Annotated in this window: 21 protein-coding genes; 13 read left to right on the top strand and 8 right to left on the bottom strand. The window is 72.4% G+C overall.

Annotated features, from left to right (window positions below; all coding sequences use genetic code 11):
- Positions 1–61: 61 nt before the first annotated feature.
- From AB0447_RS02385 to AB0447_RS02370, 4 genes are all read left to right on the top strand, one after another.
- Positions 62–1,429 (top strand): aspartate aminotransferase family protein, encoded by a 1,368-nt coding sequence (locus tag AB0447_RS02385; protein WP_366474534.1) that lies wholly within the window; start codon positions 62–64, stop codon positions 1,427–1,429.
- Positions 1,430–1,494: 65 nt separating this feature from the next.
- Positions 1,495–2,175: a GntR family transcriptional regulator gene (locus AB0447_RS02380; protein WP_366474533.1), complete on the top strand. Its 681-nt coding sequence runs from the start codon at positions 1,495–1,497 to the stop codon at positions 2,173–2,175.
- 35 nt (positions 2,176–2,210) lie between these two features.
- On the top strand, positions 2,211–4,649 hold the full coding sequence (locus tag AB0447_RS02375) for a dolichyl-phosphate beta-glucosyltransferase (RefSeq protein ID WP_366474674.1): 2,439 nt from the start codon (positions 2,211–2,213) through the stop codon (positions 4,647–4,649).
- 255 nt (positions 4,650–4,904) lie between these two features.
- Positions 4,905–5,555, top strand: a complete 651-nt coding sequence (locus tag AB0447_RS02370; RefSeq protein WP_366474531.1) for a hypothetical protein — start codon at positions 4,905–4,907, stop codon at positions 5,553–5,555.
- A gap of 86 nt (positions 5,556–5,641) precedes the next feature.
- Here the strand turns inward: AB0447_RS02370 and AB0447_RS02365 are convergent, their stop codons facing one another.
- Complete coding sequence (locus tag AB0447_RS02365; protein ID WP_366474529.1) at positions 5,642–6,394, bottom strand: SLATT domain-containing protein; 753 nt, start codon at positions 6,392–6,394, stop codon at positions 5,642–5,644.
- Positions 6,395–6,656: 262 nt separating this feature from the next.
- On the opposite strand from AB0447_RS02365, the gene AB0447_RS02360 reads away from it, so the two are divergent.
- The 7 genes from AB0447_RS02360 (at position 6,657) to AB0447_RS02330 (ending at position 13,113) form a co-directional block, all read left to right on the top strand.
- Positions 6,657–7,001: a YbaB/EbfC family nucleoid-associated protein gene (locus tag AB0447_RS02360; protein WP_366474528.1), complete on the top strand. Its 345-nt coding sequence runs from the start codon at positions 6,657–6,659 to the stop codon at positions 6,999–7,001.
- A gap of 43 nt (positions 7,002–7,044) precedes the next feature.
- Entirely contained in the window at positions 7,045–7,644 is a 600-nt protein-coding gene (gene recR, locus AB0447_RS02355; protein ID WP_366474527.1) for a recombination mediator RecR, read from the top strand.
- The gene (locus tag AB0447_RS02350) at positions 7,637–8,296 is read left to right on the top strand and encodes a DUF5063 domain-containing protein (RefSeq protein ID WP_366474526.1); all 660 of its coding nucleotides are present in this window, start codon (positions 7,637–7,639) and stop codon (positions 8,294–8,296) included. The genes recR and AB0447_RS02350 overlap by 8 nt, the downstream gene beginning before the upstream one ends.
- Positions 8,297–8,493: 197 nt before the next feature.
- A complete protein-coding gene (locus tag AB0447_RS02345; RefSeq protein ID WP_366474525.1) occupies positions 8,494–9,774 on the top strand; it encodes an aspartate kinase in 1,281 nt (426 codons plus the stop codon).
- A complete protein-coding gene (locus AB0447_RS02340; protein WP_366474524.1) occupies positions 9,771–10,844 on the top strand; it encodes an aspartate-semialdehyde dehydrogenase in 1,074 nt (357 codons plus the stop codon). The genes AB0447_RS02345 and AB0447_RS02340 overlap by 4 nt, the downstream gene beginning before the upstream one ends.
- A 170-nt stretch (positions 10,845–11,014) precedes the next feature.
- The gene (locus tag AB0447_RS02335) at positions 11,015–11,770 is read left to right on the top strand and encodes a SigE family RNA polymerase sigma factor (protein ID WP_366474523.1); all 756 of its coding nucleotides are present in this window, start codon (positions 11,015–11,017) and stop codon (positions 11,768–11,770) included.
- Complete coding sequence (locus AB0447_RS02330) at positions 11,767–13,113, top strand: hypothetical protein (protein ID WP_366474522.1); 1,347 nt, start codon at positions 11,767–11,769, stop codon at positions 13,111–13,113. The genes AB0447_RS02335 and AB0447_RS02330 overlap by 4 nt, the downstream gene beginning before the upstream one ends.
- On the opposite strand, the gene AB0447_RS02325 is transcribed toward AB0447_RS02330, so the two are convergent.
- Together AB0447_RS02325 and AB0447_RS02320 are read right to left on the bottom strand one after the other, a co-directional pair.
- Complete coding sequence (locus AB0447_RS02325) at positions 13,082–13,921, bottom strand: SURF1 family protein (protein ID WP_366474521.1); 840 nt, start codon at positions 13,919–13,921, stop codon at positions 13,082–13,084. The two genes, AB0447_RS02330 and AB0447_RS02325, sit on opposite strands and share 32 nt — an antisense overlap.
- A gap of 122 nt (positions 13,922–14,043) precedes the next feature.
- Positions 14,044–15,846 carry a prolyl oligopeptidase family serine peptidase gene (locus AB0447_RS02320; protein WP_366474520.1) on the bottom strand — a complete coding sequence of 601 codons (1,803 nt, stop codon included), beginning with the start codon at positions 15,844–15,846 and terminating at the stop codon, positions 14,044–14,046.
- An 88-nt stretch (positions 15,847–15,934) separates the two neighbouring features.
- Between AB0447_RS02320 and AB0447_RS02315 the strand changes: the two genes are divergently transcribed.
- Together AB0447_RS02315 and codA are read left to right on the top strand one after the other, a co-directional pair.
- The gene (locus AB0447_RS02315; protein WP_366474519.1) at positions 15,935–16,105 is read left to right on the top strand and encodes a hypothetical protein; all 171 of its coding nucleotides are present in this window, start codon (positions 15,935–15,937) and stop codon (positions 16,103–16,105) included.
- Between the two features lie 172 nt (positions 16,106–16,277).
- On the top strand, positions 16,278–17,600 hold the full coding sequence (gene codA / locus AB0447_RS02310) for a cytosine deaminase (protein WP_366474518.1): 1,323 nt from the start codon (positions 16,278–16,280) through the stop codon (positions 17,598–17,600).
- On the opposite strand, the gene AB0447_RS02305 is transcribed toward codA, so the two are convergent.
- The 5 genes from AB0447_RS02305 to AB0447_RS02285 form a co-directional block, all read right to left on the bottom strand.
- Positions 17,595–18,260, bottom strand: a complete 666-nt coding sequence (locus AB0447_RS02305) for a response regulator transcription factor (protein ID WP_366474517.1) — start codon at positions 18,258–18,260, stop codon at positions 17,595–17,597. The genes codA and AB0447_RS02305 overlap by 6 nt on opposite strands.
- Position 18,261: 1 nt before the next feature.
- Positions 18,262–19,479, bottom strand: a complete 1,218-nt coding sequence (locus AB0447_RS02300; RefSeq protein WP_366474516.1) for a sensor histidine kinase — start codon at positions 19,477–19,479, stop codon at positions 18,262–18,264.
- A gap of 4 nt (positions 19,480–19,483) precedes the next feature.
- Positions 19,484–21,766: an MMPL family transporter gene (locus AB0447_RS02295; RefSeq protein WP_366474515.1), complete on the bottom strand. Its 2,283-nt coding sequence runs from the start codon at positions 21,764–21,766 to the stop codon at positions 19,484–19,486.
- A gap of 101 nt (positions 21,767–21,867) precedes the next feature.
- Positions 21,868–24,177: an ABC transporter permease gene (locus AB0447_RS02290; RefSeq protein WP_366474514.1), complete on the bottom strand. Its 2,310-nt coding sequence runs from the start codon at positions 24,175–24,177 to the stop codon at positions 21,868–21,870.
- Positions 24,174–24,872 (bottom strand): ABC transporter ATP-binding protein, encoded by a 699-nt coding sequence (locus tag AB0447_RS02285; protein ID WP_366474513.1) that lies wholly within the window; start codon positions 24,870–24,872, stop codon positions 24,174–24,176. The genes AB0447_RS02290 and AB0447_RS02285 overlap by 4 nt, the downstream gene beginning before the upstream one ends.
- Between the last annotated feature and the right edge of the window lie 65 nt (positions 24,873–24,937).

Below are 24,937 nucleotides of genomic sequence, written 5' to 3'. Positions count from 1 at the left end.
CCGCCACCCTCATACAAGGCGCCGATATCCCCTCCCACCTGCGCACTTCTAGCCTGACCGCATGACCCCTCACCCGCAGACCGAGACCGCCGCCGGCGCCGCCGTCAAGGCCGCCGACCGCGCCCACGTCTTCCACTCCTGGTCAGCCCAGGCCCTGATCGATCCCCTCGCCGTCGCCGGGGCCGAGGGGTCGCACTTCTGGGACTACGACGGCAACCGCTACCTCGACTTCTCCTCCCAGCTGGTCAACACCAACATCGGCCACCAGCACCCGAAGGTCGTCGCCGCGATCCAGGAGCAGGCCGCCAAGCTCTGCACCCTCGCGCCCGGGTTCGCCGTGGACGTCCGCTCCGAGGCCGCACGCCTCATCGCCGAGCGCACCCCCGGAGACCTCGACAAGATCTTCTTCACCAACGGCGGCGCCGAGGCCGTCGAGAACGCCATCCGGATGGCCCGGCTGCACACCGGCCGCTCCAAGGTGCTGAGCACCTACCGCTCGTACCACGGCGCCACCGCCGCGGCCATCAACCTGACCGGCGACCCGCGCCGCTGGCCCTCCGACACCGCCTCCGCCGGAGTCGTGCACTTCTGGGGCCCCTTCCTCTACCGCTCGCCCTTCCACGCCACCACCGAGGCCGAGGAGTGCGAGCGCGCCCTGCGCCATCTCGCCGACACCATCGCGTTCGAGGGCCCCCAGTCCATCGCCGCGATCATCCTGGAGACGGTCCCCGGCACCGCCGGGATCATGGTCCCGCCGGCCGGCTACCTCGCGGGCGTCCGCGAGCTCTGCGACCGCTACGGAATCGTCTTCATCCTCGACGAGGTCATGGCCGGGTTCGGCCGCACCGGCAAGTGGTTCGCCGCCGAGCACTGGGACGTCACGCCCGACCTGCTCACCTTCGCCAAGGGCGTCAACAGCGGTTACGTGCCGCTCGGCGGAGTCGCCATCTCCGCCGCGATCGCCGAGACCTTCGCCACCCGCCCCTACCCGGGCGGACTCACCTACTCCGGGCACCCGCTGGCCTGCGCCGCCGCCGTGGCCACCATCAACGCCATGGAGGACGAGGACATCGTCGGGCACGCCGCCCACCTGGCCGAGAACGTCATCGGCCCGGCGCTCGCCTCGATCGCCGAACGCCACCCGTCCGTCGGCGAGGTGCGGGGTCTGGGCACCTTCTGGGCGCTGGAACTCGTACGGGACAAGGAGACCCGGGAGCCGCTCGTCCCGTACAACGCCTCCGGCGCCGACAACGCGCCCATGGCCGAGTTCACCGCGGCCTGCAAGAAGTCCGGTCTGTGGCCCTTCGTCAACATGAACCGGACCCATGTCGTCCCCGCCTGCAACATCTCCGAGGCGGAGGCCAAGGAGGGCCTCGCGCTCCTCGACGAGGCGCTGACGGTCGCGGACCGCCACACCACCTCCGCATAGCGGCCGCATCCCCGTTCCGCTGCCTGGCCTAAGGTGTCCGAAGCCCTACAAAGGAGACGGACCCCATGCCAGGCAGCGGAGCTGTCACCCGCAACACCCTTCGCCAGCAGATCGCGGACGCGCTGCGCGAAGAGGTGCTCGCGGGTCGCCTGCCCCCGGGCAAGGAGTTCACGGTCAAGCAGATCGCCGAGCAGTACGAGGTCTCGGCGACCCCGGTCCGCGAGGCCCTGGTCGACCTCTCCGCCCAAGGGCTGCTCGAATCCGTCCAACACCGCGGCTTCCGCGTCAAGGTGTTCTCCGTCGACGACTTCCGCGGCATGATCGAGGCCCGCACGCTGGTCGTGGACGGCATCTTCCGGCGGCTCGTCGAGCGCGGCACCGCTCCCGGAGCGGGCGAGCAGCTGGTCTCCGTACGCCGCCGGGCCGAGGAGGCCCAGCGGGCCGCCGAGAGCGGCTCCCTGGAAGTCCTCATCGGCTACGACCTGCGGTTCTGGCGGGAGCTGGGCGGGCTGGTCGGCAACGCGTACATCTCCGAGTTCCTGCACCGGCTGCGGATCCAGTGCTGGGTCTTCGCCGTGCCGTACCTGAAGACCGAGCCGCAGCTGCGGTCCGCGCTGTGGTGCGGCCACACCGAGCTGCTGGACGCGGTGACCCGGGCGGACGCCGACGAGGTACGACGCCTCGTGCACGCCTACAACCAGCACGGACTGGACTGGGCGGCCGATCTTCAGGCGGCCGGCGAGTGACCGGCACGGACCGCGCGACCGGCACCGACGGCGCAGTGACCGGCGCGCCCGCGCCGCAGGCCTGGCTCGGGCCCGTCGAGCTGAGCGTGATCGTCCCGGCCTACCGCGAGGAGAAACGGCTCGGGCCCACCCTGGACGCCCTCCGCACCTACCTCGACACGCACCGGGGCACCGCCCCCGGCGACTGGGAAGTGGTGGTCGTCGACGACGGCTCCACCGACGGCACCGCCGCCGTCGCCGCGGCCGCCGCGGCCGCCGAACCCCGGATCCGGCTCATCCGCTCCGACCGCAACCGGGGCAAGGGCGGCGCCCTGCGGCTGGGCGTGCTGGCCTCGACCGGGCAGCGGGTGCTCCTCACCGACGCCGACCTCGCCACCCCCGTCGAAGAGCTCGAACACCTGGAGAAAGCGCTCGACGGAGACCCGGGCCTCCAGGCCGCCATCGGCTCCCGGGCCCACCCCGACTCCTCCATCGAGCGCCGGCAGGGCCGGCTCCGCGAGGTGCTGGGCCGGGCCGGGAACCGCCTGATACGCGCGGTGGCCGTGCCCGGCATCCGGGACACCCAGTGCGGCTTCAAGCTGTTCGACGGCGACCGGGCGCGCGCCGCGTTCGCCGCTTCCCGGCTCGACGGCTGGGGCGTGGACGTGGAGATCCTCCAGTACTTCCGGCGGCAGGGCTGGTCTGTCGCGGAGGTTCCGGTGCGCTGGGCGCACCAGGAGGGCTCCAAGGTCCGCCCCCTGGACTACCTGCGCGTGCTGGGCGAACTGGCCCGGCTCAACGCGGGCGCCCTCGCCGTCGCCGCGCTGTACCTGCTGGCCGCGCTGTTCCTGTACCGGCACCGGTGGGCCGATCTGCAGGGCACCTACCTGGCCGACTCGGGCCAGGACCAGAACCAGTGGGAATGGTTCTTCGCGGTCACCGCCGACAACCTCTCCCACCTGCGCAATCCGCTCTTCACCCGTCTCCAGGGGATGCCCGACGGGGTGAACCTGATGGGCAACACGGTCATGCTCGGGCTGTCCGTGCCGCTCGCCCCGCTGACCCTGCTGGCCGGCCCGGAGTTCACGCTCGCCCTGGTCTTCACGCTGGGCATCGCCGGCACCGCCTGGGCCTGGTACCGGCTGATCCGGCGGTGGCTCGTGGCCGGCCGGTGGGCGGCGGCGGCCGGCGGTGCGCTGGCGGCCTTCGCGCCGCCGATGGTCTCGCACGCCAACGCGCACCCGAACTTCGTGGTGCTCTTCATGCTGCCGGTGATCATCGACCGGGCGTTGCGGCTCTGCGCGGGCCGGCGGGTGGTCCGGGACGGGGTGCTGCTCGGCCTGTTCTCCGCGTACCAGGTGTTCCTCGGCGAGGAACCCTTCCTGCTCGCCGCCCTCGGCATGCTGGTCTTCGCGGGGGCGTACGCCCTGTTCGACCGGGAGCGGGCCCGGGTCGCCTGGAAACCCCTCGTCAAGGGGCTGGCGATCGCCGCTGCCGTCTCCGTACCGCTGGTGGCCTTCCCGCTGTACTGGCAGTTCTTCGGCCCGCAGAGCTACCACTCGGTGCTGCACGGCGACTCCGCCGGGAACAGCCCGCGCGCCCTGATCGAGTACGCCTCCCAGTCCTTCTTCGGGGACCGGCCGACCGCCGAGCGGCTGTCGCTGAACCCGACCGAGCAGAACGCCTTCTTCGGGTGGCCGCTGCTCGCGCTGGCCGCCGGCATCGTGGTGTGGCTCTGGCGGTACACGGCCGTCCGGGCCCTGGCGGTCACCTGTGCGGCCGCCGCGCTGCTCTCCCTCGGGTCGCGGATCCGGATCCCGCACACGGAGATCGTCGTCCCCGGGCCGTGGCGGGCGCTGGCCCACCAGCCGCTGTTCGAGTCGGTCATCGAAGGGCGGGTGGCGATGGTGTGCGCCCCCGTGCTCGGCATGCTGCTGGCCCTCGGGCTGGACCGGATCCGCCGGCTGCGCGCCCGCGAGCAGCGGGTGCTCGGCGGGCTGGCGGTGGCCGCGGCGCTGATCCCGGTCCTGCCGGTGCCGCTGGAGGTCCGGGACCGGGAGCCGGTGCCGGTGTTCATCGCGGAAGGCCTCTGGAAGCCGTACGTCAAGGAGGGCGAGGCACTCGTTCCGGTACCGCTGCCGGACCCGGGGGCGGCCGACGCGCTGCACTGGCAGGTCGAGGCGGACTTCGGTTTCCGGCTGGCCGGGGGCTACTTCAACGGCCCGTGGGGGCCCGAGCGGATCGGGATCTACGGGGCTGCGCCGCGGCACCTGTCGAACCTGCTCCGGGACATCCGGTACGGGGCGGAGCCGCCCGTGATCACGCCGGAATGGCAGGCTCAGGCCCGGGCGGACCTGGAGTACTGGAAGGCCGGTGCGGTGGTGCTGCCGGTCCAGGACCGGGCGCTGGAGCTCCGGGGCACCCTGACCGCGCTGCTGGGGAAGCCGCCGGTGAAGGAGGCGGACGTCTGGGTCTGGCGGGTCGGCAAGGGGTAGCGGGCGGCCCGGGAGCGTCCCGGGCCGCGGGGAGCCGGGAGCTGCCGACCTCTTCGCGGAGCGTGTCCGGCGGACTACGCTGGCCCGATCGGCGGACACCGGCTGACCCGGCCGACCCCGCTGATCCGGCCCACCCGGCCGACCCGGCTGACCTGGCCGATCCGGCTGACCTGGCTGACAGGGCAGCCCCGGCTGGTACGACGACACGACTCACGTCTCACGACTCACGACGACCGACGACCGATCGGAGCCCGCGTGGCCTGTGACCTGTGGCTGGTTCCCCTTGTCGATGTGCTGTGCCACAGCCCCGACAACCCCTTCGCCGAAGAGATCGCCGCGTACGACAAGGCGCTCGGCGAGGCCGGACTGCCGTCCGTACCCGTCTTCGCCTACATGCCGGGCCTCTCGGGGGACGTGGCCCCGGTCGCCGGCTTCGACTACGACGCGCTGCACTTCCTGCGCAGGGCCTATCTGCTGCAGATCTGCGGGCTGCCGGTGACGCCCGTGGACGAGCTCGGCGGCGACTACGAGCAGCTGCTGGAGATGTTCGAGACGACCGCCCAGGAATCGCACCTGGTGTGGCACTACGACCACGCGGGCGCCTATGTGCCGGTGGATTTCGCGGCTCCGCTGGCCAACGAGGAGCTGCTGGCCGGGGGAGGGCCGCTGGGGTCCGCGCAGGGGCTGCTGCGGGAGCTGGCGTTCGTGGCTCCGGCGATCGGCATCGACCCGGCCAATCCGCCGGTGGCGCCGAGGCCGCCCGGGCGGCCGACCTCGCTGGAGGAGCCGGCGGGTCCGATTCCGTACGACGACAGTCCGTTCGCGCGGGAACGCCATGTGTGGCTGGGGCTGCATGCGGCGGCGACCCGGAGCCTGGGACAGGGCTCGATGATCATCTTCAGCTGAAGCGGAGCCGACTTCTGCGGGCCGGGGCGGGAGTGCCGCTGTGCGGGGCCCGTTCCCGCCCCGCCCCTTCCGCAACTGTGCATCCTCTAGCGGGGCTGCTCCGGTGGGCGCTGTCTCGGCATGTTCGGGCGGGTGCCGGGCGGGAGGGGGAAGCGGCTCGGGTGCGTGCCCGGCTCGGGGCCGCGCGAGGGGGTGGAGGTCAGGGACTGCATGACCAGCGGGGCCGGGCCGGAGCGGAATTCCACCATCCAGTCGGCAGTCTCGGACCGGATCAGCTCGGTGACGTCCTCCGAGAAGCGGCGCAGCACGGTCAGACAGCGCTCGGCGGCCTCGCTCGCCGTGCCCTCGGTCGGGCCCAGCACCTCCCGGACGTTCTCCGAGGCCCAGTCGAACTGGAGCGTCTGGAGTCTGCGCTGGACGGCCTGGGCCGTCGCCACGTCCCGCATCCATCCGGAGGTCAGGCCGAAGAACCGGTCGCAGGCCAGGCAGGCAGCAGCCAGCATCAGCGAAAGATAGCCGTATGCCGAGGCCCCCGGTGCCGAGCCGGTCAGCTCCAGCAGCGGCATCGCGGCGCCCGCGACCGCGCCGATCGCCGCGCATGCGCGCAGCAGCCGGGCCCCGCGGCGCTTCCAGGCGCGGTCGGACATGTACCACTCCGCCGTGCGCAGCGCATCGGCCTCGACCCGCCGGTAGAGCTCGTCGAGACGTTCCGCGGGCTCACCCCAGTCCCCCAGGGGGAACGGCCGGCCGGTCAGGTCGCCCGCCGCCTTCGCCCCGCTGCTGCCTTCATCCCGGGGATCCCGGGGTGGCCCCTCGGGCTGCATCTCCGGCTGGCTCACCCGGCACTCCCTCTGCCTGCGCTGACGTGTGGTGGTGCGCGTGTGCGCAATGGTGCGCATGCTCGTCCATGCTCTTCCTACCTCCGAATGGCGGGCCGTGGGCATGGAATGCCGGGATTTCCGCCCGCAAGGAGGTCTTGATCAGGTACATGCGCGCCCCGGCTCTCACTCGAAAGAGTTGGTCCTCTCGGCGTAGGGCGCGGGGGGCGGTGAAGCCGTAGGCTCGGTTTGACCGACCCAGCAGTGAAAGTAGGAGTGAACCGTGATTCCCGGTGGTGGCCAGCCCAACATGCAGCAGCTGCTCCAGCAGGCCCAGAAGATGCAGCAGGACCTCGCCGCGGCGCAGGAGGCCCTGGCGGCGGCCGAGGTGGAGGGGCAGTCCGGCGGCGGGCTGGTCAAGGCGACCGTCACCGGCTCCGGTGAGCTGCGGGCCCTGGTGATCGACCCGAAGGCCGTCGATCCCGAGGACACGGAGACCCTTGCCGACCTGGTGGTGGCGGCCGTGCAAGCGGCCAACGAGAATGCGCAGGAGCTCCAGCAGCAGAAGCTGGGTCCGCTGGCGCAGGGCCTCGGCGGCGGGTCGGGCATCCCCGGCCTCCCGTTCTGACCTCCCGCCCATCCAGAAGACGACGTAGGAAGAAGGCAGTCCGTTGTACGAAGGCGTGGTCCAGGACCTGATCGACGAACTGGGCAGGCTGCCCGGCGTCGGGCCCAAGAGCGCGCAGCGGATCGCCTTCCACATCCTGCAGGCCGAGCCGACGGACGTGCGCCGGCTGGCGCACGCCCTGCTGGAGGTCAAGGAGAAGGTCCGGTTCTGCGAGGTCTGCGGGAACGTGGCGCAGCAGGAGCGGTGTGCCATCTGCCGCGATCCGCGGCGCGATGCCACGGTGATCTGTGTGGTGGAAGAGCCCAAGGACGTGGTCGCGATCGAGCGGACGCGTGAGTTCCGGGGCAAGTACCACGTCCTCGGCGGCGCGATCAGCCCGATCGAAGGGGTGGGCCCGGACGACCTGCGGATCCGCGAGCTGCTCGCGCGGCTCGCGGACGGCACGGTCACCGAGCTGATCCTCGCCACCGACCCGAACCTGGAGGGCGAGGCCACCGCCACCTACCTCGCCCGCATGATCAAGCCGATGGGCCTGAAGGTCACCCGCCTGGCCAGCGGGCTCCCCGTCGGGGGAGACCTGGAGTACGCGGACGAGGTCACGCTCGGGCGGGCCTTTGAAGGAAGGCGACTTCTCGATGTCTGACGCAACGCTGCACGCCCTGGCCCAGGATCCGGACGACTTCGCCGTCCAGATCGCCGACCAGATCGAGTCCTTCATCGTCGCGGTCACCGAGGTGGCCAAGGGCGAGGACCCGGACAGCGCCGTGCCCTTCCTGCTGCTGGAGGTCTCCCAGCTGCTGCTGGCGGGCGGGCGGCTGGGCGCGTACGAGGACGTCCTGCCCGACGAGCGCTACGAGCCGGACCTGGGGCCGGAGCCGGACGTGGACGAGCTGCGCGAGCGCTTCGCGTACCTGCTGGACCCGGTCGACGTGTACTCCGAGGTCTTCGACCCGTACGAGCCGCGGAAGGCGCCGGTCGCGCACCGGATCTCGGACGACCTCGCGGACGTGGTGGCCGACCTGCGGCACGGGCTGGCCCACTACCGGGCCGGGCGGACCGCCGAGGCGCTGTGGTGGTGGCAGTTCTCGTACTTCTCCAACTGGGGCTCGACCGCCTCGGCGACCCTGCGGGCCCTGCAGTCCCTGGTGGCGCACGTCCGGCTGGACCAGCCGCTTCAGGAGCTGGACGGGCTGGACACGGACGAGGACCTGGCGGAGGACGACCTCGCCGAGCAGGCGGGGCAGGTGATGGCCGAGGAACTGGGCGGCCTGGGCCGCCGGCCGGCCCGCAGCTAGGACCCGGCAGCCAGGCCCCGCAACGGGCCCCCCGGCCACGCGCCCCCGCGGCTACACCCCGCGGTGCCCTTGGCCGGAGTATTCTCTGCGATCATGGGATGAACGGAACGTCTCATGATGTGGTACGCGAAGGTCGGATTCCGGTCGCTCGTTAGACTGGCCCGCGACCGCAGTACTGGATTGAGCGAGGAGCGCACGTGGGCCTTGTCGTGCAGAAGTACGGAGGCTCCTCCGTAGCCGATGCCGAGGGCATCAAGCGCGTCGCCAAGCGGATCGTCGATGCCAAGAAGAACGGCCACCAGGTGGTCGTCGTGGTGTCGGCGATGGGCGACACGACGGACGAGCTGATCGATCTCGCCGAGCAGGTATCCCCGATGCCTGCCGGGCGCGAATTCGACATGCTGCTGACCGCCGGAGAGCGGATCGCCATGGCCCTGCTGGCCATGGCGATCAAAAACCTGGGCCACGAGGCCCAGTCGTTCACCGGCAGCCAGGCAGGCGTCATCACCGACTCGGTCCACAACAAAGCGCGCATCATCGATGTCACGCCGGGCCGGATCCGCACCGCGCTGGACGAGGGCAACATCGCCATCGTCGCCGGTTTCCAGGGGGTGTCCGCCGACAGCAAGGACATCACCACCCTCGGCCGGGGCGGTTCGGACACGACCGCCGTCGCGCTGGCCGCGGCCCTCGACGCCGAGGTGTGCGAGATCTACACCGACGTGGACGGCGTGTTCACCGCCGACCCGCGTGTGGTGAAGAAGGCCCGGAAGATCGACTGGATCTCCTCCGAGGACATGCTGGAGCTGGCCGCGTCCGGCTCCAAGGTGCTGCTGCACCGCTGCGTGGAATACGCGCGCCGCTACAACATCCCGATCCACGTCCGCTCGTCCTTCTCCGGACTGCCGGGCACCTGGGTCAGCAACGAAAAGCCCGAGTCGCAAGGGGACGAGCAGGTGGAGCACGCCATCATCTCCGGAGTCGCCCACGACGTCTCCGAAGCCAAGATCACCGTCGTCGGCGTCCCGGACAAGCCGGGCGAGGCCGCGGCGATCTTCCGCGCCATCGCGGACGCCGAGATCAACATCGACATGATCGTGCAGAACGTCTCGGCGGCCTCCACCGGTCTCACGGACATCTCCTTCACCCTCCCCAAGGCCGAGGGCCACAAGGCCATCGACGCCCTGGAGAAGGCGAAGGCCGCGATCGGCTTCGACTCCCTGCGCTACGACGACCAGATCGGCAAGATCTCCCTGGTCGGCGCGGGCATGAAGACCAACCCCGGGGTCACCGCCTCCTTCTTCCAGGCGCTGTCCGACGCGGGCGTCAACATCGAGCTGATCTCCACCTCGGAGATCCGCATCTCGGTGGTGACCCGCCAGGACGACGTCAACGAGGCCGTCCGCGCCGTGCACACGGCCTTCGGCCTGGACTCCGACAGCGACGAGGCCGTCGTCTACGGAGGCACCGGACGATGACCGCGAACCGGTCGTCCGCCCCGGCGCTCGCCGTGGTGGGGGCGACCGGAGCTGTCGGCTCCGTACTGCTCCGGATCCTGCCCACCCGGGCGGACGTCTGGGGCGACATACGCCTGATCGCCTCCTCGCGTTCGGCCGGCCGCAGGCTGCCCGTGCGCGGGGAGGAGACCGAGGTGCTCGCCCTCACCGAGGACGCCTTCGAAGGCCTCGGACCGGGCGACGTGGTGCTCTTCCTCACACCGGACGAGGTCTCGGCGCGCTGGGCCCCGGTGGCCACCGCGCGCGGTGCCGCGGTCGTCGACCAGTCCGGTGCCTTCCGGCAGGACCCCGAGGTGCCCCTGGTGGTGCCGGAGATCAACGGGCACGCGGCGCGGATCCGGCCGCGCGGGATCGTGGCCGGGCCGGACTGTGTGACGGCGGCGATGATCGCCGCCGTGGGCGCGCTGCACGCCGAGTACTCCCTGATCGAGCTGGTCGTCTCCTCGTACCAGGCGGCGGGCGCCGCCGGCCGGGCCGGCACCCAGGCGCTGCGCCGCCAGCTGTCGCTGGTCGCCGGCACCGGACTGGGCGAGGCGCCCGGCGACGTACGGCGGGCCGTCGGCGAGGACACCGGGCCGTTCGCGGCTCCGCTGGCCCTCAACGTGGTGCCCTGGTCCGGTGAGCTGCGGGAGGACGGCTGGTCCTCGCACGAGCTGGCGGTACGGGCCGAAACCCGCCGGATCCTGGACCTGGAGTCCCTGAAGGTCGCGGTGACCTGCGTGCAGGTGCCGGTGGTGACGGGGCATTCGCTGACCGTCCGGGCCCGGTTCGAGAAGCGGGTCGACGCGGCGTCGGCCCGCGAGGTCCTGGAGACTGCACCCGGCGTGGTGCTGGTCGACGACCCGGCGGCGGGGGAGTTCCCGACCCCGGCGGACGCGGCGGGTACCGATCCGGCCTGGGTGGGGCGGGTGCGGGCCTCGCTGGACGACCGGCAGGCGCTGGAGTTCTTCGTGTGCGCGGACAATCTGCGCAAAGGGGCCGCCCTGAATGCCGCCCAGATTGCGGAACTGATCGTGGGTGAATTCCCGTAAATCGCTTTGTAGGATCATCACTGATCCCTTGATCAAGGTGATGCCCGACTGCCGCTAGGACGGATGGGGCAATCGGGAAGAGCGGGTACGCATGAGGGCAATAGGTGTATTGCTGTGTTGAGTTTGCCCTGCGCGTACAACCCTGACGGGGGGACGCGTGTCCAACAGGCGTGGCAGAGGCACTACTCGAACTCGCCGTTGTACCGGTGCGCACCGGATTCGTTCCGCCGCGCCGGCGCTCACGCACGCCCGGTGGCTTTCCGGTGATGGTGCCCGAGGCGACGGCCGGAACTCCTACGACCCTGGGCGGCCGCGTGCCGGCGCCGCGGGGCAGCTCGGAATCTCCCGATCGGCCGGACCGGCCCGACGGCGCGACGCCCGCGGCAGCGGTGACGGCTGCGACGGCTGTGGCGGCTGACGGCGCCGTCGTCGCAGGCACCACGGTCGACCACCTCACCGAGACGTACCGCACGCACTACCGCTCGCTGCTCGGTCTGGCCGCCCTGCTCCTCGACGACACCGCATCCTGCGAGGACGTGGTCCAGGAGGCGTTCATCCGGGTCCACTCCGCGCGCAGCCGCGTGCGGGACCGGGAGAAGACCCTGGCGTATCTCCGCCAGACCGTGGTCAACCTCTCGCGTTCCGCGCTGCGCCGCCGCATCCTCGGGCTCAAGCTGCTGTCCAAGCCGATGCCGAACATGGCGAGCGCGGAGGAGGGGGCGTACGACCAGCTGGAGCGGGACGACCTGATCAAGGCGATGCGCGGACTCCAGCGGCGACAGCGCGAGGTGCTGGTGCTGCGGTACTTCGCGGACATGACGGAGGCCCAGGTCGCCGAGACGCTCGGGATATCCCTGGGCTCGGTGAAGGCGTACGGATCGCGGGGCATTGCCGCGCTGCGGGTGGCGATGGAGGCCCAGACATGACGGAACCGGACAACAGGACAGGCGGGGCCGGCGAGCCCCGCGAACCGGGCATGGACGCGGGCGCGGACGCAGGCGCGGGCGCGGACGCAGGCACGGGCGCGGCCGCGGGCACCGGCACTGACGCGGGTGTGGGTGCGGGCGCGGTTGCGGGCACCGGCGCTGACGCCGGTGCGGGCGCGTCCGCCGGCTCTGGTGCGACCGCGGGTGCGGTCGCCGATGAGCTGGCGCTGCGGTCCCTGCTGCAAGGCGCCGTGGGCAGGCTGGAGCCCGCCGACGACGCCCTGGAGAGGCTGCGGATCGCCGTCCCCCGGCGCCGGGCCCGCAAGCGGCAGGCGCTCGTCGGAGCGGCGGCCATGGTGGTGCTGGCCGGAGCCGGCATCCCCACCCTGATGCACCTCACGGGCAGCCCGGACCGGGCGCGGGACACCGCGGCCGTCGCCGGGCACGGCCAGGACACCGCCGGCCTCACCGGCGGGACCCCCTCCGACCCGAACCTCGCCAAGCCCGGCGGCGGCAAGTCCAAGAAGCCCAAGCCCTCCACCAAGGGGAAGGGCGACAAGGACGGCGGCGACGAAGACGGCGACGGCTCGGACAGCGAGTCCAAGCCGGGCGGCAAGGGCCAGCAGGAGCCGCCGGAGCGCGGCGGCGCGACGGCCGGTGCGTCCGGTACGTCGGGCGGTTCCGGGAGCACCTCGACCGGCCGCGGCGGCAAGGGCGGCAACCGCCCGCTGCCGCTGCCCCCGGCCTCGGCGCCCCCCGCTCCCCCCTGCCACGCCGATCAGCTGGGCGCGGTCGCCGACACCCGTACCCCGGACGCGGACGGCAAGGTGTACGGCACGTTCCGCGTCACCAACGTGTCCGGCGAGCGCTGTGTGGTGTCCGGTGCGGGCAGCCTGACGGCGGCGCCGAAGGCGGGTGCGCCCGACCAGTCGGCGGTCCGGGTGGTCGAGCACACCGAGAGCGACCCCGCGACCGGGCTGCCCCCGGCTTCGGCTTCGGCGGCCTCGCTGCTGCTGCCCCCGAACACGGCGTACGAGGTGCGCTTCGCCTGGGTGCCGCCGGCCGAGCCGAGCTGTCCGGCCGAGACGCCCACCACCACCCCGTCCTCCGAGGCCGGCTCGGACACCTCGGCGGACACCCCGCCGGGTGCTACCGGCGGTGCGGACGGGGTGACGGACTCGGACCCGCTGGACGGCGGCGCGCAGGGTTCGGCCGGCCTGGAGGTCACGCACACGGCGGAGCCGGGGGCCGCGGTCGCGCAGACGACGATCCCGTCCTCCTGCGGGGGCGGGACGGTCTACCGGACCGGCGTCATTCCGGTCGACTCGACGCAGCAGCCGTAGCCGAGGCCGTTGCGGCGGCCGAAGCGGCGGCCGTGGTCCCGGCGGGGGTTTCCTCCGCCGGGACCAGGCCGGCCTCGGCGTCCCGGATGGCCTCGACCTCGCGCCGGTACAGCCGGAACCACATGAACAGCACGAACGCGGCGAAGACGAACCATTCGCCGGTGTAGCCGAGGTTCTGGAAGGCCTTCAGGTCGAGGCCGGTGTTGGAGGGGGCGGCGGCCGGGACCGGAGTCATGCCGTCCGCGGCGGTGGGCACGGTCAGCCAGGCGTCGTACAGGTCGTACGGCACCAGGTTCACCAGCGAGGCCGCACCGATCACCCCGAGCTGCCCGGCCGGCAGGCCGCCGGCCGCGTGCACGCCCTTGGTCCCGGAGTTCTCGGAGGCCTGCAGGGCTCCGGTGACCTCGACCCGGCCCGTGGGCGGGGCGGGGGCGGCCTTGGCGTCGGCGGTGCCGGGGAGCCAGCCGCGGACCACCGGCAGCGCCCTGCCGCCGTCGGTCTTGAGCAGGGTGAGCACGTAGTGGCCGGTCCGGCCGTCCAGCCGGCGTTCGGGCACCAGGTACTGCTCGGCGTACTCGCCGGAGGCGCTGGCCAAGCGGCCGGAGGTCTTCTTGTCCACCGGCAGCAGCGAGTCCAGGGGCGCGGCCGCCTCGGCGGCCGGCCGCGCGGCGGTGGCCTCCCGGTGGGTGTCGACGCGGTCCTCGAAGCGGCCGAGCTGCCACGACCCCATGAAGAGACAGACGGGGACGGCCAGCACGACGAAGACGTTGATCCCCCACCACCGCGGGGTCAGCAGAAACCGGTGCACCCCTCCACGGTACGGGCCCGCCCCCGCCACCCCGGCCCCGGGGCCCGGAGCCCCGCTCCTGCCGGAGCCGCCCCTCGGCCCCCCGGCTCGCAGCCTGCGCGGACCGAGCCCCTCGATCCAGGTCAAGACAGGTGCGTCAGGGCGAAATCGATCTCCATGCGGACCTGCTTGATGCGTTCCTCGACGACCAGGGAGCCGTGGCCCGCGTCGTAGCGGTAGACCTGGTGGACGGCTCCGCGGGCGGCGAGGCGGTCGACGTAGTTGTCGATCTGGCGGATGGGGCAGCGGGGGTCGTTGACGCCGGCGGCGATGTGGACGGGGGCGCGGACGGCGTCCACGTAGGTGAGCGGCGAGGAGGCGGCGAAGCGGTCGGGGACCTCTTCGGGGGTACCGCCGAAGAGGGTGCGGTCGAGGGCTTTGAGCGCCTCCATCTCGTCGTGGTAGGCGGTGACGTAGTCGGCGACGGGCACGGCCGCCAGTCCGACGGCCCAGAGGTCGGGCTGGGTGCCGAGGCCGAGCAGGGTGAGGTAGCCGCCCCAGGAACCGCCGGAGAGGACCAGCCGGGCCGGGTCGGCGAGTCCGGAGTCGACGGCCCAGGCGCGGACGGCTTCGATGTCCTCGAGTTCGATGAGGCCGACGCGGTGCTTGAGGGCGTCGGTCCACTCGCGCCCGTAGCCGGTGGAGCCGCGGTAGTTGACGCGGACCACGGCGAAGCCGTGGTCGAGCCAGGCGGCCGGAGTGGCGGTGAAGGCGTCGCTGTCGTGCCAGGTCGGGCCGCCGTGGATTTCGAAGACGGTGGGGAAGGGGCCGTCGCCGTGGCCCACGGGGCGTTGGGCGAGGGCGTGGATGCGGCCGCCGGGCCCTTCCACCCAGGCGTCCTCGACGGGGACGGAGGGCGGTGCGGTCATGCCGGGTGCGTCGAGGACGATGCCGCCGGCGGTGGACCGTACGGAGGAGGGCTGGGCGGCGGAGGACCACAGGTACTCGACGGTGCCGTCGGGGCGGGCGGTGGCGCCGGAGACGGTTCCGGCCGGGGTGTCGACGCGGGTGAGGGCGCGGGTTGCGAGGTCGTACCGCCAGAGTTCGCTGCGTGCCTCGAAGCTGTGCTCGATGAGCAGGGCGCTGCCGTCCGGGTACCACTCGGCGGCGACGTCGCCGGGCAGGTCGATGGCGAGGCCTTCCTCGGTGCCTGCGGCCACGTCCCAGATCATGGGTTCCCAGCGGCCGCGCCGCTGGTGGCCGACGAGGAGGCGGGTGTCGCCGGTGACGGGGGCGAAGCCGAGGACTTCGAGGCCGAGCTCCTCGGTGCCGCCCTTGGAGTCGTCGAGTTCGGCGACGGTGGTGCCGTCGAGGGTGACGACGCGGAGTGCGGAGTGCATGGCGTCGCCGTGCTCGGTGTGCTCGATGGCGAGGAGGGTGCCGTCGCGGCTGAGGTCGCCCACGCCGGCGGATTCGCGGTGCCGGTAGATCTCGACGGGGGCGGTGCCGTCGGGGCGGACGACGTGGATGGTGGTGCCGTCCTCGTCGGTGGAGCGCCCGACGACGGCGGTGCCGTCGCGGCCGATGGCGAGACCGGCCGGGTAGGAGGGCTCGAGGCCGGGGGTGGCGGGCCGGTCGTCGCCGCCGGTGAAGGGCTGGCGCACCCAGGTGCCGAATTCGTCGCCGTCGGTGTCGGAGAACCACCAGATCCACTCGCCGTCGGGGGAGAGGGTGCCGTCGGTGGTGCCGTTGGGGCGGTCGGTGGCCTGCCGGCGGGTGCCGGTGGCGCGGTCCCAGGCGTAGAGCTCGTAGGTGCCGGTGGCGTTCGAGACGAAGAGCGAGCGGTCCGGGGCGTCCTCTGCCCATTCGGGCAGGCCGACGCGCGGCGCGCGGAAGCGCTTCTCCCAGTCGGGCGTCTCGGTTTCGGTCATCTCGTGGGTGGTCATGCGCTCCATTGTGTCGGGATGCCGACTGGGCCGAACGGGTGGAGAGTGGAGGGCGTACGCCCCTCGAGTGCTCCGAGGAGGAATGACCATGGCCAAGAAGGCTCGTACCGGGACGTCAGGCCACCACGATTCCGAACGTGCGATGGCGAAGAACACGGCAGCCGAGGCACGTGCCAAGGCCGCGGTCAGAGACGTGCAGTCGTCGTCCTCCGCGAAGACCAGGGGCATGCAGCAGAAGGCTCGGGCCAAACGCGGCTGAGTCCCGGCACCGGTCATCTGACCTGCGGCTTCGATGTGAAGTCGCAGGTCAGGTGTGTTCTTGTCGCCGAGGTGGACCGCGCGCGCCGCCGCCGGTGGCGGCTCCTGCCTGCTCCCGTCGTGGTCGCCGGTTTCAGCCGCCCGCGTGGACGGGGCCGCCGTATCGTGAATCCATGCTGATGATCGTCCGAGGCGCCCGGCTGTACGCAGGGGACGGCCGGGTCGCTCCCGGTCTGGTCGATGTGGAGGTGGCCGAGGGCGGTCACATCGCGCGGGTGGTCCCGTACGACGACCAGCGCGAGCCACCCGGCACCGGGACCCTGGTCGAGGCGCACGGGGCGCTGCTCAGCGCGCCCTTCGTGGAGCCGCACATCCACCTGGACACCGCCCTGACGGCCGGCGAGCCGCGGCCGAACGCCTCGGGCACGCTGTGGGAGGGCATCGCCTGCTGGAGCGAGCGGAAGCAGAGCCTGACGCGGGAGGACGTGATCGGCCGGGCCACCGAGGTGCTGCGCTGGCAGGCGGCCCAGGGCGTGCTGCACGTCCGTACGCACTGCGATGTCACGGACGACCGGCTGGTCGCCCTCGACGCGCTGGCGGAGGTCCGGGACCGGGTCCGGGACGTGCTGACCCTGCAGATCGTCGCCTTCCCGCAGGAGGGCATCGTGTCCTACCCGGGCGGCGAGAAGCTGCTGCGGGAGGCCATCGCCCGGGGCGCGGACGTGGTGGGGGCGATCCCGCACTTCGAGGACACCCGGGAGGACGGGGTGGCCTCGCTGAACCTGGCGTTCGCGCTGGCCGAGCGGCACGGGCTGCGGGTGGACGCGCACTGCGACGAGATCGACGACGAGCAGTCCCGGTTCGTGGAGGTGCTGGCCGCTCTGGCGCTGCGGTCGGGGCTACGGGAGCGTGCGACGGCCTCGCACACGACGGCGATGGGCTCGTACAACGGCGCCTACAGCTACAAGCTCCAGCGGCTGCTGGCCCGTTCCGGTGTCAACCTGGTGGCGAATCCGTTCGCCAACCTCAACCTCCAGGGCCGCTTCGACGGCTACCCGAAGCGCCGCGGCCTCACCCAGGTGAAGGAGATGCTGGCGGCGGGCGTGAACGTGGCCTTCGGGCACGACGACGTGATGGACCCGTGGAACGCCCTGGGGACGGGCAATCCGCTGCAGACGGCCCTGCTCGGCCTGTACGCCGCCCAGTTGACGGGCGCGGACGAGATCCCTACGGCCTTCGCGATGATCACCGACCGGGCGGCGGCGGTGCTGGGCATCACGGAGGAGTACGGCATCCGGCCGGGCTGCCCGGCCGACTTCATGCTGCTGCCCGCGGAATCGCCTGCCGAGGCGGTCCGCCGCCAGGTCCGGCCCCGGTACGTCATCTCGCGCGGGCGGCTCCTGGCGCACACCCCGGACGCTCCGACGCAGCTGGGCTGGCCGGGGGAGGAGCCGGCCGAGGTGGACTTCACCCGCCGCACCGGGCAGCGATCATGATCCTGTCCGGCCGGGGCGGGGGAGGAGGCCCTGGTCGAGGGCGACGACCACCGCGTGGGTGCGGTCGCTGACGTCGAGTTTGGCGAAGACCCGGAGCAGGTGGGTCTTGACCGTGGCCTCCGCGATCACCAGACGGCGGCCGATGTCGGCGTTGGACAGGCCGTCCGCGACCGCGGCCAGGACGTCCACCTCGCGGGCGGTCAGCACCACCGGGGCAGGCCGGCGCATGCGGGCGACCAGGCGTTCCGCGACCCGGGGGGCCAGGACGGTCTCGCCGCGGGCGGCCGAGCGGATCGCGTCGACCAGCTGCTCCCGGGTGGTGTCCTTCAGCAGGTAGCCGATCGCCCCGGCCTCGACCGCCCGCTCGATCTCGGCGTCCGTGTCGTAGGTGGTCAGGATCAGCACCCGGGTCGGGGCCGGGCCGGCCGTGATCTCGGCGGTCGCGGCCACTCCGTCCAGGACCGGCATGCGCAGGTCCATCAGGACCACGTCCGGGGCGAGTGCGGCCACCAGGGCGACCGCCTCGCGGCCGTTGTCGGCCTCGCCGACCACCGCGATGGAGGGTTCGGCGGCGAGCAGGGCGACGACTCCGGCCCGCATCACCGTGTGGTCGTCCACCACGACGACCCGCAGCGGGTCGTTCCGGTTTCCGGTCGTCATGTCAGTGTCCTTTTCCGGTGGTTGTGGTGGTTGGGGTGGGTGCGGTGGGTGCGGTGGTGTGGAGGGTGGCGAGGATCCGGGTGCCGTCGCCGAGGGAGCTGGTGACGGTGAGCTCGCCGCCCAGCTCGGCCAGCCGTTTCCGCATCCCGTCGAGGCCGAAGCCGGCCGAGTCCTCGACCGTGAACCCGCGTCCGTCGTCGGTGATCTCCAGCTCGATGGCGTAGGGGTACTGGGTGAGGACCACGCCGACCGTGCTCGCGTCGGCGTGCTTGCGCACGTTGGCCAGGGACTCCTGGGTGCAGCGGAGCAGGGCGATCCGGGTCTGCTGGTCGCAGTCCACGTCCGGCGGGAGGTCGGCGTCGACGGTGAGCCCGGTGTCCTGGGCGAAACGTTCCAGCGTGCGGCGCAGGGTGTCGACGACCGGCCCGGGGGTGAGGCCGCTCTGCGGGGTGGAGCCGACCAGCACCCGGGCCTCGGCGAAGTTCTCCCGGGCGGTCCGCTCGATCGACCGGAGCTGCTGGGCGGCCCGCTCCGGGTCGGCGTCCAGGGCCGAACGGGCCGCCTCCGCCAGCACGATGATCGAGGCGAACCCCTGCGCCAGGGTGTCGTGGATCTCCCGGGCCATCCGCTCCCGCTCGTCCGCCGCTCCCTGCTTCCGGTGCGCCTCCGCCAACCTCCGGCGGGCGCCTTCCAGTTCGGCGCCCAGCCGGCCCGCCCGTTCCTCGCCGTCCTCCTGCAACCTGTGCACCAGCAGCCCCAGCAGCACCCCGGCGAGGAAGCCGGCCACCGTGAAGACCGTGTTCCCCGTGGGGGAGTCGATGGGGTGCAGGAGGGTGCCGGCCACGGTGGCCCCGGCGGCGGCCCCGCTCAGGCCGATCGCGGCCCGCGGGGACGGGGCGTGGATCCAGAACTGCGGGAGCGAGACGATGAACAGGGCCGCGCCGCCGCCGGGCAGGGCCGCCATCGCCCCCACGCCGAGGGCCAGCAGCACCAGCCAGGCCCTGGGCCGAAGCACCGGCTCCGCGAGGCGGAGCCGGACCGCCGCGTACCCGGCGGCCAGTACGACCAGTACGGTCATCGAGGCGTACAGGGCCGGGCCGTGGTCGTTGCGCAGACTGATCGTCGAGGGCGCGAGACCGAGCAGTACCCAGACCGCCGAGTACCAGAGGTGGAACTTACGGACGGTCAATCGGGTGGTGTGCTGCGGCCGTTGCTCCATCCGATCAGCCTACGTTCGCGGCCCGGCCGGTGTCGGCGCCGTTCCCGAGCGCTCCGGCTCCGGCTCCGGCTCCGGCATCGATGCGGCTGCCGCTGCCGGCTGCGGCCGCGGTGCTCCGGCGGGCCCGCCCCACGCCTCGGGACGGCCACCAGTTGGCCTCGCCCAGCAGCAGCATCAGCGAGGGCAGGATCAGGATCCGGATGACGAACGCGTCCAGCAGGACGGCCACCGCCAGGACGAAACCGATCTGCTTCATCTCGATCAGGTGCAGGGAGGCGAAGCTGGCGAACACGGTCACCATCACCACGGCGGCACTGGTGACCACCCCGGCCGAGCTGCGAATGCCGTCGATGACCGCCTGCCGGGTGGGTACGCCGCTCAGCGCGGCCTCCCGGATGCGGCTGATCACGAACACCTGGTAGTCCATCGACAGGCCGAAGAGGATCACGAAGAGGAACAGCGGGACGCGGGAGCCGATCGAACCGGTGGAGTCGAAGTCGAGGAGCCCCTCGGCCCATTCGTGCTGGAAGACCAGGACCAGCAGACCGAGCGAGGAGGCGGCCGACAGCAGGTTCAGGGCGATGCCGACCAGGCCGAGGACCACGGACCGGAAGGCCCACACCGTCATCGCGAAGGTGACCAGCAGCAGGGCGCCGATGATCAGCGGCAGCTTCTGCTTCTGGTGCGCCGGGTAGTCGTTGTAGCGGGCGACGTCACCGGTCACGGCGGTCTCGCTGCCGGGCAGCCGGCCGACGGTGTCCGGTATGTGGGTCTCGCGGAGGGTCTTCAGGGAGGTCCGGGCGGTGTCGGAGCTGACGGAGTGCGGGACGGCCATCTCCAGCAGGGTGATCCGGCGGTCCGGGGAGGTCCGCAGGACGGGGGTGCCGGTGACCGCCGGATCCTCGGCGGCGCGGTCCGCGAGCCGGCGGAGCTCGCCGGCCACCTCGTCGGCGTGGCCGGCATCGGCGCGTACGACGACCTGGTGCATGGCCTTCAGCTCCGGGTAGGAGGCCATCAGCCGGTCGTAGGTCCGCATGGCCGGGATGGAGCGGGAGTGCGTCTCGCGGCTCATCTCGGTCAGGTTCAGGTTCAGCAGCGGCAGGGCCAGCACGAGCATCGCGAGGGTGGCGACGGCGAGCGTGGCGACGGGGTGCTTGCGGGTGGGGCGCAGGACGGCGTCGGTGATCCGGCCGGCGCCGGTCCTCGGCTGCCGGGGGGTGTAGGTCCGGCCGCGGGCGGCGGCGCGGGCGGCCTTGCGGGCCTGGCGCCGTTCGGAGCGCCCGCCGAGGGCGGCCAGTACGGCGGGCAGCACGGTGAGGGAGCTGACCACCGCGACCAGGGTGACGACGATCGCGCCGGTGGCGATTGAGGAGAAGATCACGTCGTCGGCGAGGTAGAGGGTGGCACTGGAGACGGCGACGGCGAGACCGGAGACGACCACGGCCCGCCCGGAGGTGGCGGCGGCGAGTTCGACGAGGGCCTGCGAGCTGAGCCGGCCGCCGGACCGGGCCCGCTCCTCGCGTTCCCGCTTGAGGTAGAAGAGCGTGTAGTCGACGCCGACGGCGAGGCCGATCAGCAGGATGACGTTGGTGCCGATGCCGGCGTCGGGGAAGACGTGCGAGGCGAGCATCGACAGGCCCACGGCCGCGATGATCGAGGAGAGCGCCAGCAGCAGCGGCACCAGGGCCATGGCCACCGAGCTGAACACGATCAGCAGGGTGATCAGGGTGACCGGCAGGGCGATCACCTCGGTGCGGGCCAGGTCGTCGCCGCGCAGCTTGTCGACGCCCTTGCCGATGGAGGGGCTGCCGACCTCCTCCACCCACAGCCCGGGGTGGGCCGCCTGGACTTCGGCGGTCTGCGCGAGCAGCGGATCGACGTGTTTCTTGCCTTCCAGCTCGGCGCCCTTCATGGTGACGTCGACCCGGACGGCGGACCCGTCGGCGGCCCGGACCGGGTCGGCCACCGAGAGGACCTCCGGCAGCTTCCGCATCCGCTGGACGGTGTCCCGGGCGGCGGCATCGGCGGCCGCCGCGTCCAACGGGCCGCCGCCGGGCCGGGCGTGGATCAGCACCCGCTCCAGCGGCCGCTGCTGCAGGCCGCCCTCGGCCGCGAGTGCCTCGGCCCGGCCGGCCTCGCCGATCCGGAAGTCCTCGGTGGCGGCCGGGTTGCCACCGGCCGCGATCCCGGCACCCAGGCACAGCGTCACGAAGAGGAGCCAGCCGACGATCGCCCGCCAGGGGTGCCCGGCGCTCCAACGGGCCATGCGTACAGGAAGATTCGTCATACGGAACATGCTGGTCAACGAGGCATGCCCGCCGACAGGCTCGCCCGGTGGAACCCGGTGTCCACCGGTCGGTGGACACCGGGCGCCCGGCGCGGGCCCGTTCACTCGTTGTGGAGCACCTTGGCGATGGTGAGGCGGGCCGCCGAGCGGGCGGGTATCAGGGCACCGAGGACGGCGATGGCGACTCCGGCGAGGGCTAGACCGGCCAGCTGCGGAACCTGCCAGACGTCCTTCATGGACTCGGGGAACCGGACCACGCCGACATGGTCGACCAGCAGCCTGTGCGCGGCCATTCCGATGGGTATCCCCAGCAGCCCGCCGACCGCTCCCACCGCCGCCACCGACGCCACGGTCATGGCCACGACCTGCCGCGGGGTCATACCGATGGACTTGAGCATGCCCAGGTCACGGCGCCGCTCCCGGGTGTTCAGCAGCACGGTGTTGAAGACGCCGAGAGCCGCGACGGCGCTCAGCAGAACCGTGAACACCGAGGAGAAGCCGATGATCGTGGCGGTGACCGAGTTCGAGTCGCCGAGGGGTGACGCATGCAGGCCCGGGCCGGCCGCCCTGACCGCGTCGCTGTAGGCCTTCGCATCGGTACCCGGCTCCAGCTGCACCCTGTACTCGGCGGGCCGCACCTCCGGGTCGAGGGCAGCCATCGTGTCCCACGACGCGGTCAGCGCACGCTGGTTGCCCGACATGAGCTGACCGACGATGGTCACCTCCGCTCGCCGGCCCCCCAGCTCCAGGGTGATCCGGTCGCCGACCTTCAGGCCGTGCCGGGTCAGGAAGGGCGGCCCGGCCACCGCTTCGCCGGGACCCCGCACATAGCGGCCTTCCACGACGCGTTCGGCGTCCGGCGGATTCTCTCCGCGGTAGAAGTCGACGAACCGGGTCTCGGTGTGCCCGACGATGCCGACCCGGGTGAGCGCGCGGGCCGTCACTCCCTGCGCGCCGGGCAACGAGCGCAACCGCTTCTCGATCTCGGCATCGTCGAGAGCGGGTGTGGTCCGGTCGTCGTTGGCCGCCAGGTCCACTGCCACCTGCACTCGGGGTCCTTCGCCCTCGCCCCCCTTGCCGAGGGCCAGCATCGTTCCGGTCAGCCCGGTGGTCACGGTGACCGTGGTCACCCCGAGGACGATGGCGGCCATCGTCATCAGGGTGCGGCCCGGACGGGCGAACGGCTGCCCCAGGCCCAGACTGACGGAGCGCGGCAGCGGGCTGCCGCTCAGCCGGCGCTGGACGCCCAGTCCGCGTCCGCCCGCCCGGGGCGAGCTGCCGGCACTGATCGCCCGGGCGGCCGACAGCCGGTGCGCCCGCAGGGCGGGGATCAGCGCGGTGACGAGAACGAGCGCGGGCATGCCCAGCAGGCAGCCGACCGGTATCCACGGGCTGAGCCCGATGGAGGCCTGCCCGGTTTCCACGCCGGAGAAGGCCATCTGCAGCACGGGTTCGGCGAGCAGTGCGCCGGCCAGGGTGCCCAGGACGCTGCCGACGGCGGCCGGTACGAAGACCATCGTCAGATACACCGCGACCACCTGGTTCGGGGTGAAGCCGAGCGCCTTGAGCACACCGATGTGCCGGTATCCGGAGACCACCGCACCGCTGATCACATTGCCGACGATCAGCACCGACACCAGCAGGCCGAGAATGCCGAACACCGATATGAAGGGGAGGTAGGCATCGGCCTGCTCGGAGAAGGCCCGCTTGAGCGCCAGGTGGGACTGCGAGGTGGTCAGCGCCCCCTCGGGCAGCCCGGCGGTGGCCTCCGCCAGCCCGGCCTCGACCTGCCGGTCCGTCCCCGCATCGGTGAACCGGTACAGCATCTGGAGGGCGGCCGGATGCAGCGCGGCCATCTGGTCCGGTGTCACCCAGGCGCCGGCCGAGTGGCTGGCACTCACCGCGAAACCGACGACGGTGAGGGGCGCGGCGCCGGCCGCGGGCAGCTGCGTCCCCAGCAGTTCCGGGTTGGGGGTGCCCTGGACGGACCAGTTGACGACGATCTCGCCGGGCGCGGTGGCCCAGCGGCCCTCCAGCAGCTCGATCCGGTCCACCGGCCCCGCCGGATCAGCCCGGCCCACCACGGCGAGCGGGCCGCCGGGCATCCACAGCCAGCCCTTGGGAGTCTGCAGCACCGTCTGGCCGAAGGGCCCGGCGGCGGCCTGTATCCCCGGCCGCCGCGCGGTGTCCGCCAGCTGCGCGCCGCTGACCTTCGCAGCGTCGTACGTCGCCACTGCGTGCGCGCCGCGCTGTTTGGCGTACATCCGCTCGAAGGGCGCGGACGCGGCGCCGAGCAGGGTCAGGGCGAGCAGGACCGTCAGGGTGGAGCACAGCACGACCAGGCCGATGACCACGGTCTGCACTCTGCGGCGCTTGACCGCACCGCGCGAGGCCCGCCACACGGCGCTCATCGGGCCGACTCCAGCGTGCTCTCGCGGGCCACCCGGCCGTCGGCGAACTCGATCAGCCGGTTCGCGCAGCGGCCGGCCAGCTGCGGATCGTGGGTGACGATCAGCAGGGTCTGGCCTATCTGGTTCAGGTCGATCAGCAGGTCCATCACCTGCTCTCCCGAGCGGCTGTCCAGCGCGCCGGTCGGTTCGTCGGCGAGCAGCAGGGCCGGACGGTTCATCAGTGCCCGGGCCACGGCGACCCGTTGGCGTTCACCGCCGCTGAGTGTCGCCGGATAGGCGTCCCGGCGGTCGGCCACACCGAGTTCGTCGAGGAGCTCGAGCGCGCGGCGCCGCGCCTGCCGGGCGGAGGACCCGGTCAGCTGGGCGGCCAGCGCCACATTGTCGAGGGCCGGCAGGTCGTCTATGAGGTTGAAGAACTGGAAGATCATGCCGACATGCCGCCGCCGGAACAGGGCGAGCCCGGTCTCGTTCAGCGCGCCCAGATCCTGGCCGTGGACCCGCACCGTGCCCGAAGTCGGCCGGTCCAGCCCGGCGATCATGTTGAGCAGGGTGGACTTGCCGCAGCCCGAGGGCCCCATCACGGCGACCGCTTCCCCGGCCCTGATCTCCAGCGACACCCCGTCGAGGGCCTTCGCGTCGCCGTACTCCTTCTGTACGCCGTCCAGCCTGACGACGACCTGCTGCTCAGTAGTCATGACTCGAAGTTAGAAGCGGCGCCAGGCCCCCTGCGTCCCTCCCCGGATGTAACCCCAACCCCCCG

This window comes from Streptomyces sp. NPDC051211, assembly GCF_040689505.1.
In the GTDB taxonomy this organism is placed as follows: domain Bacteria; phylum Actinomycetota; class Actinomycetes; order Streptomycetales; family Streptomycetaceae; genus Streptomyces.
Note: the sequence above shows the minus strand (reverse complement) of the source record. Positions and strands in the feature narration are given on the sequence as shown.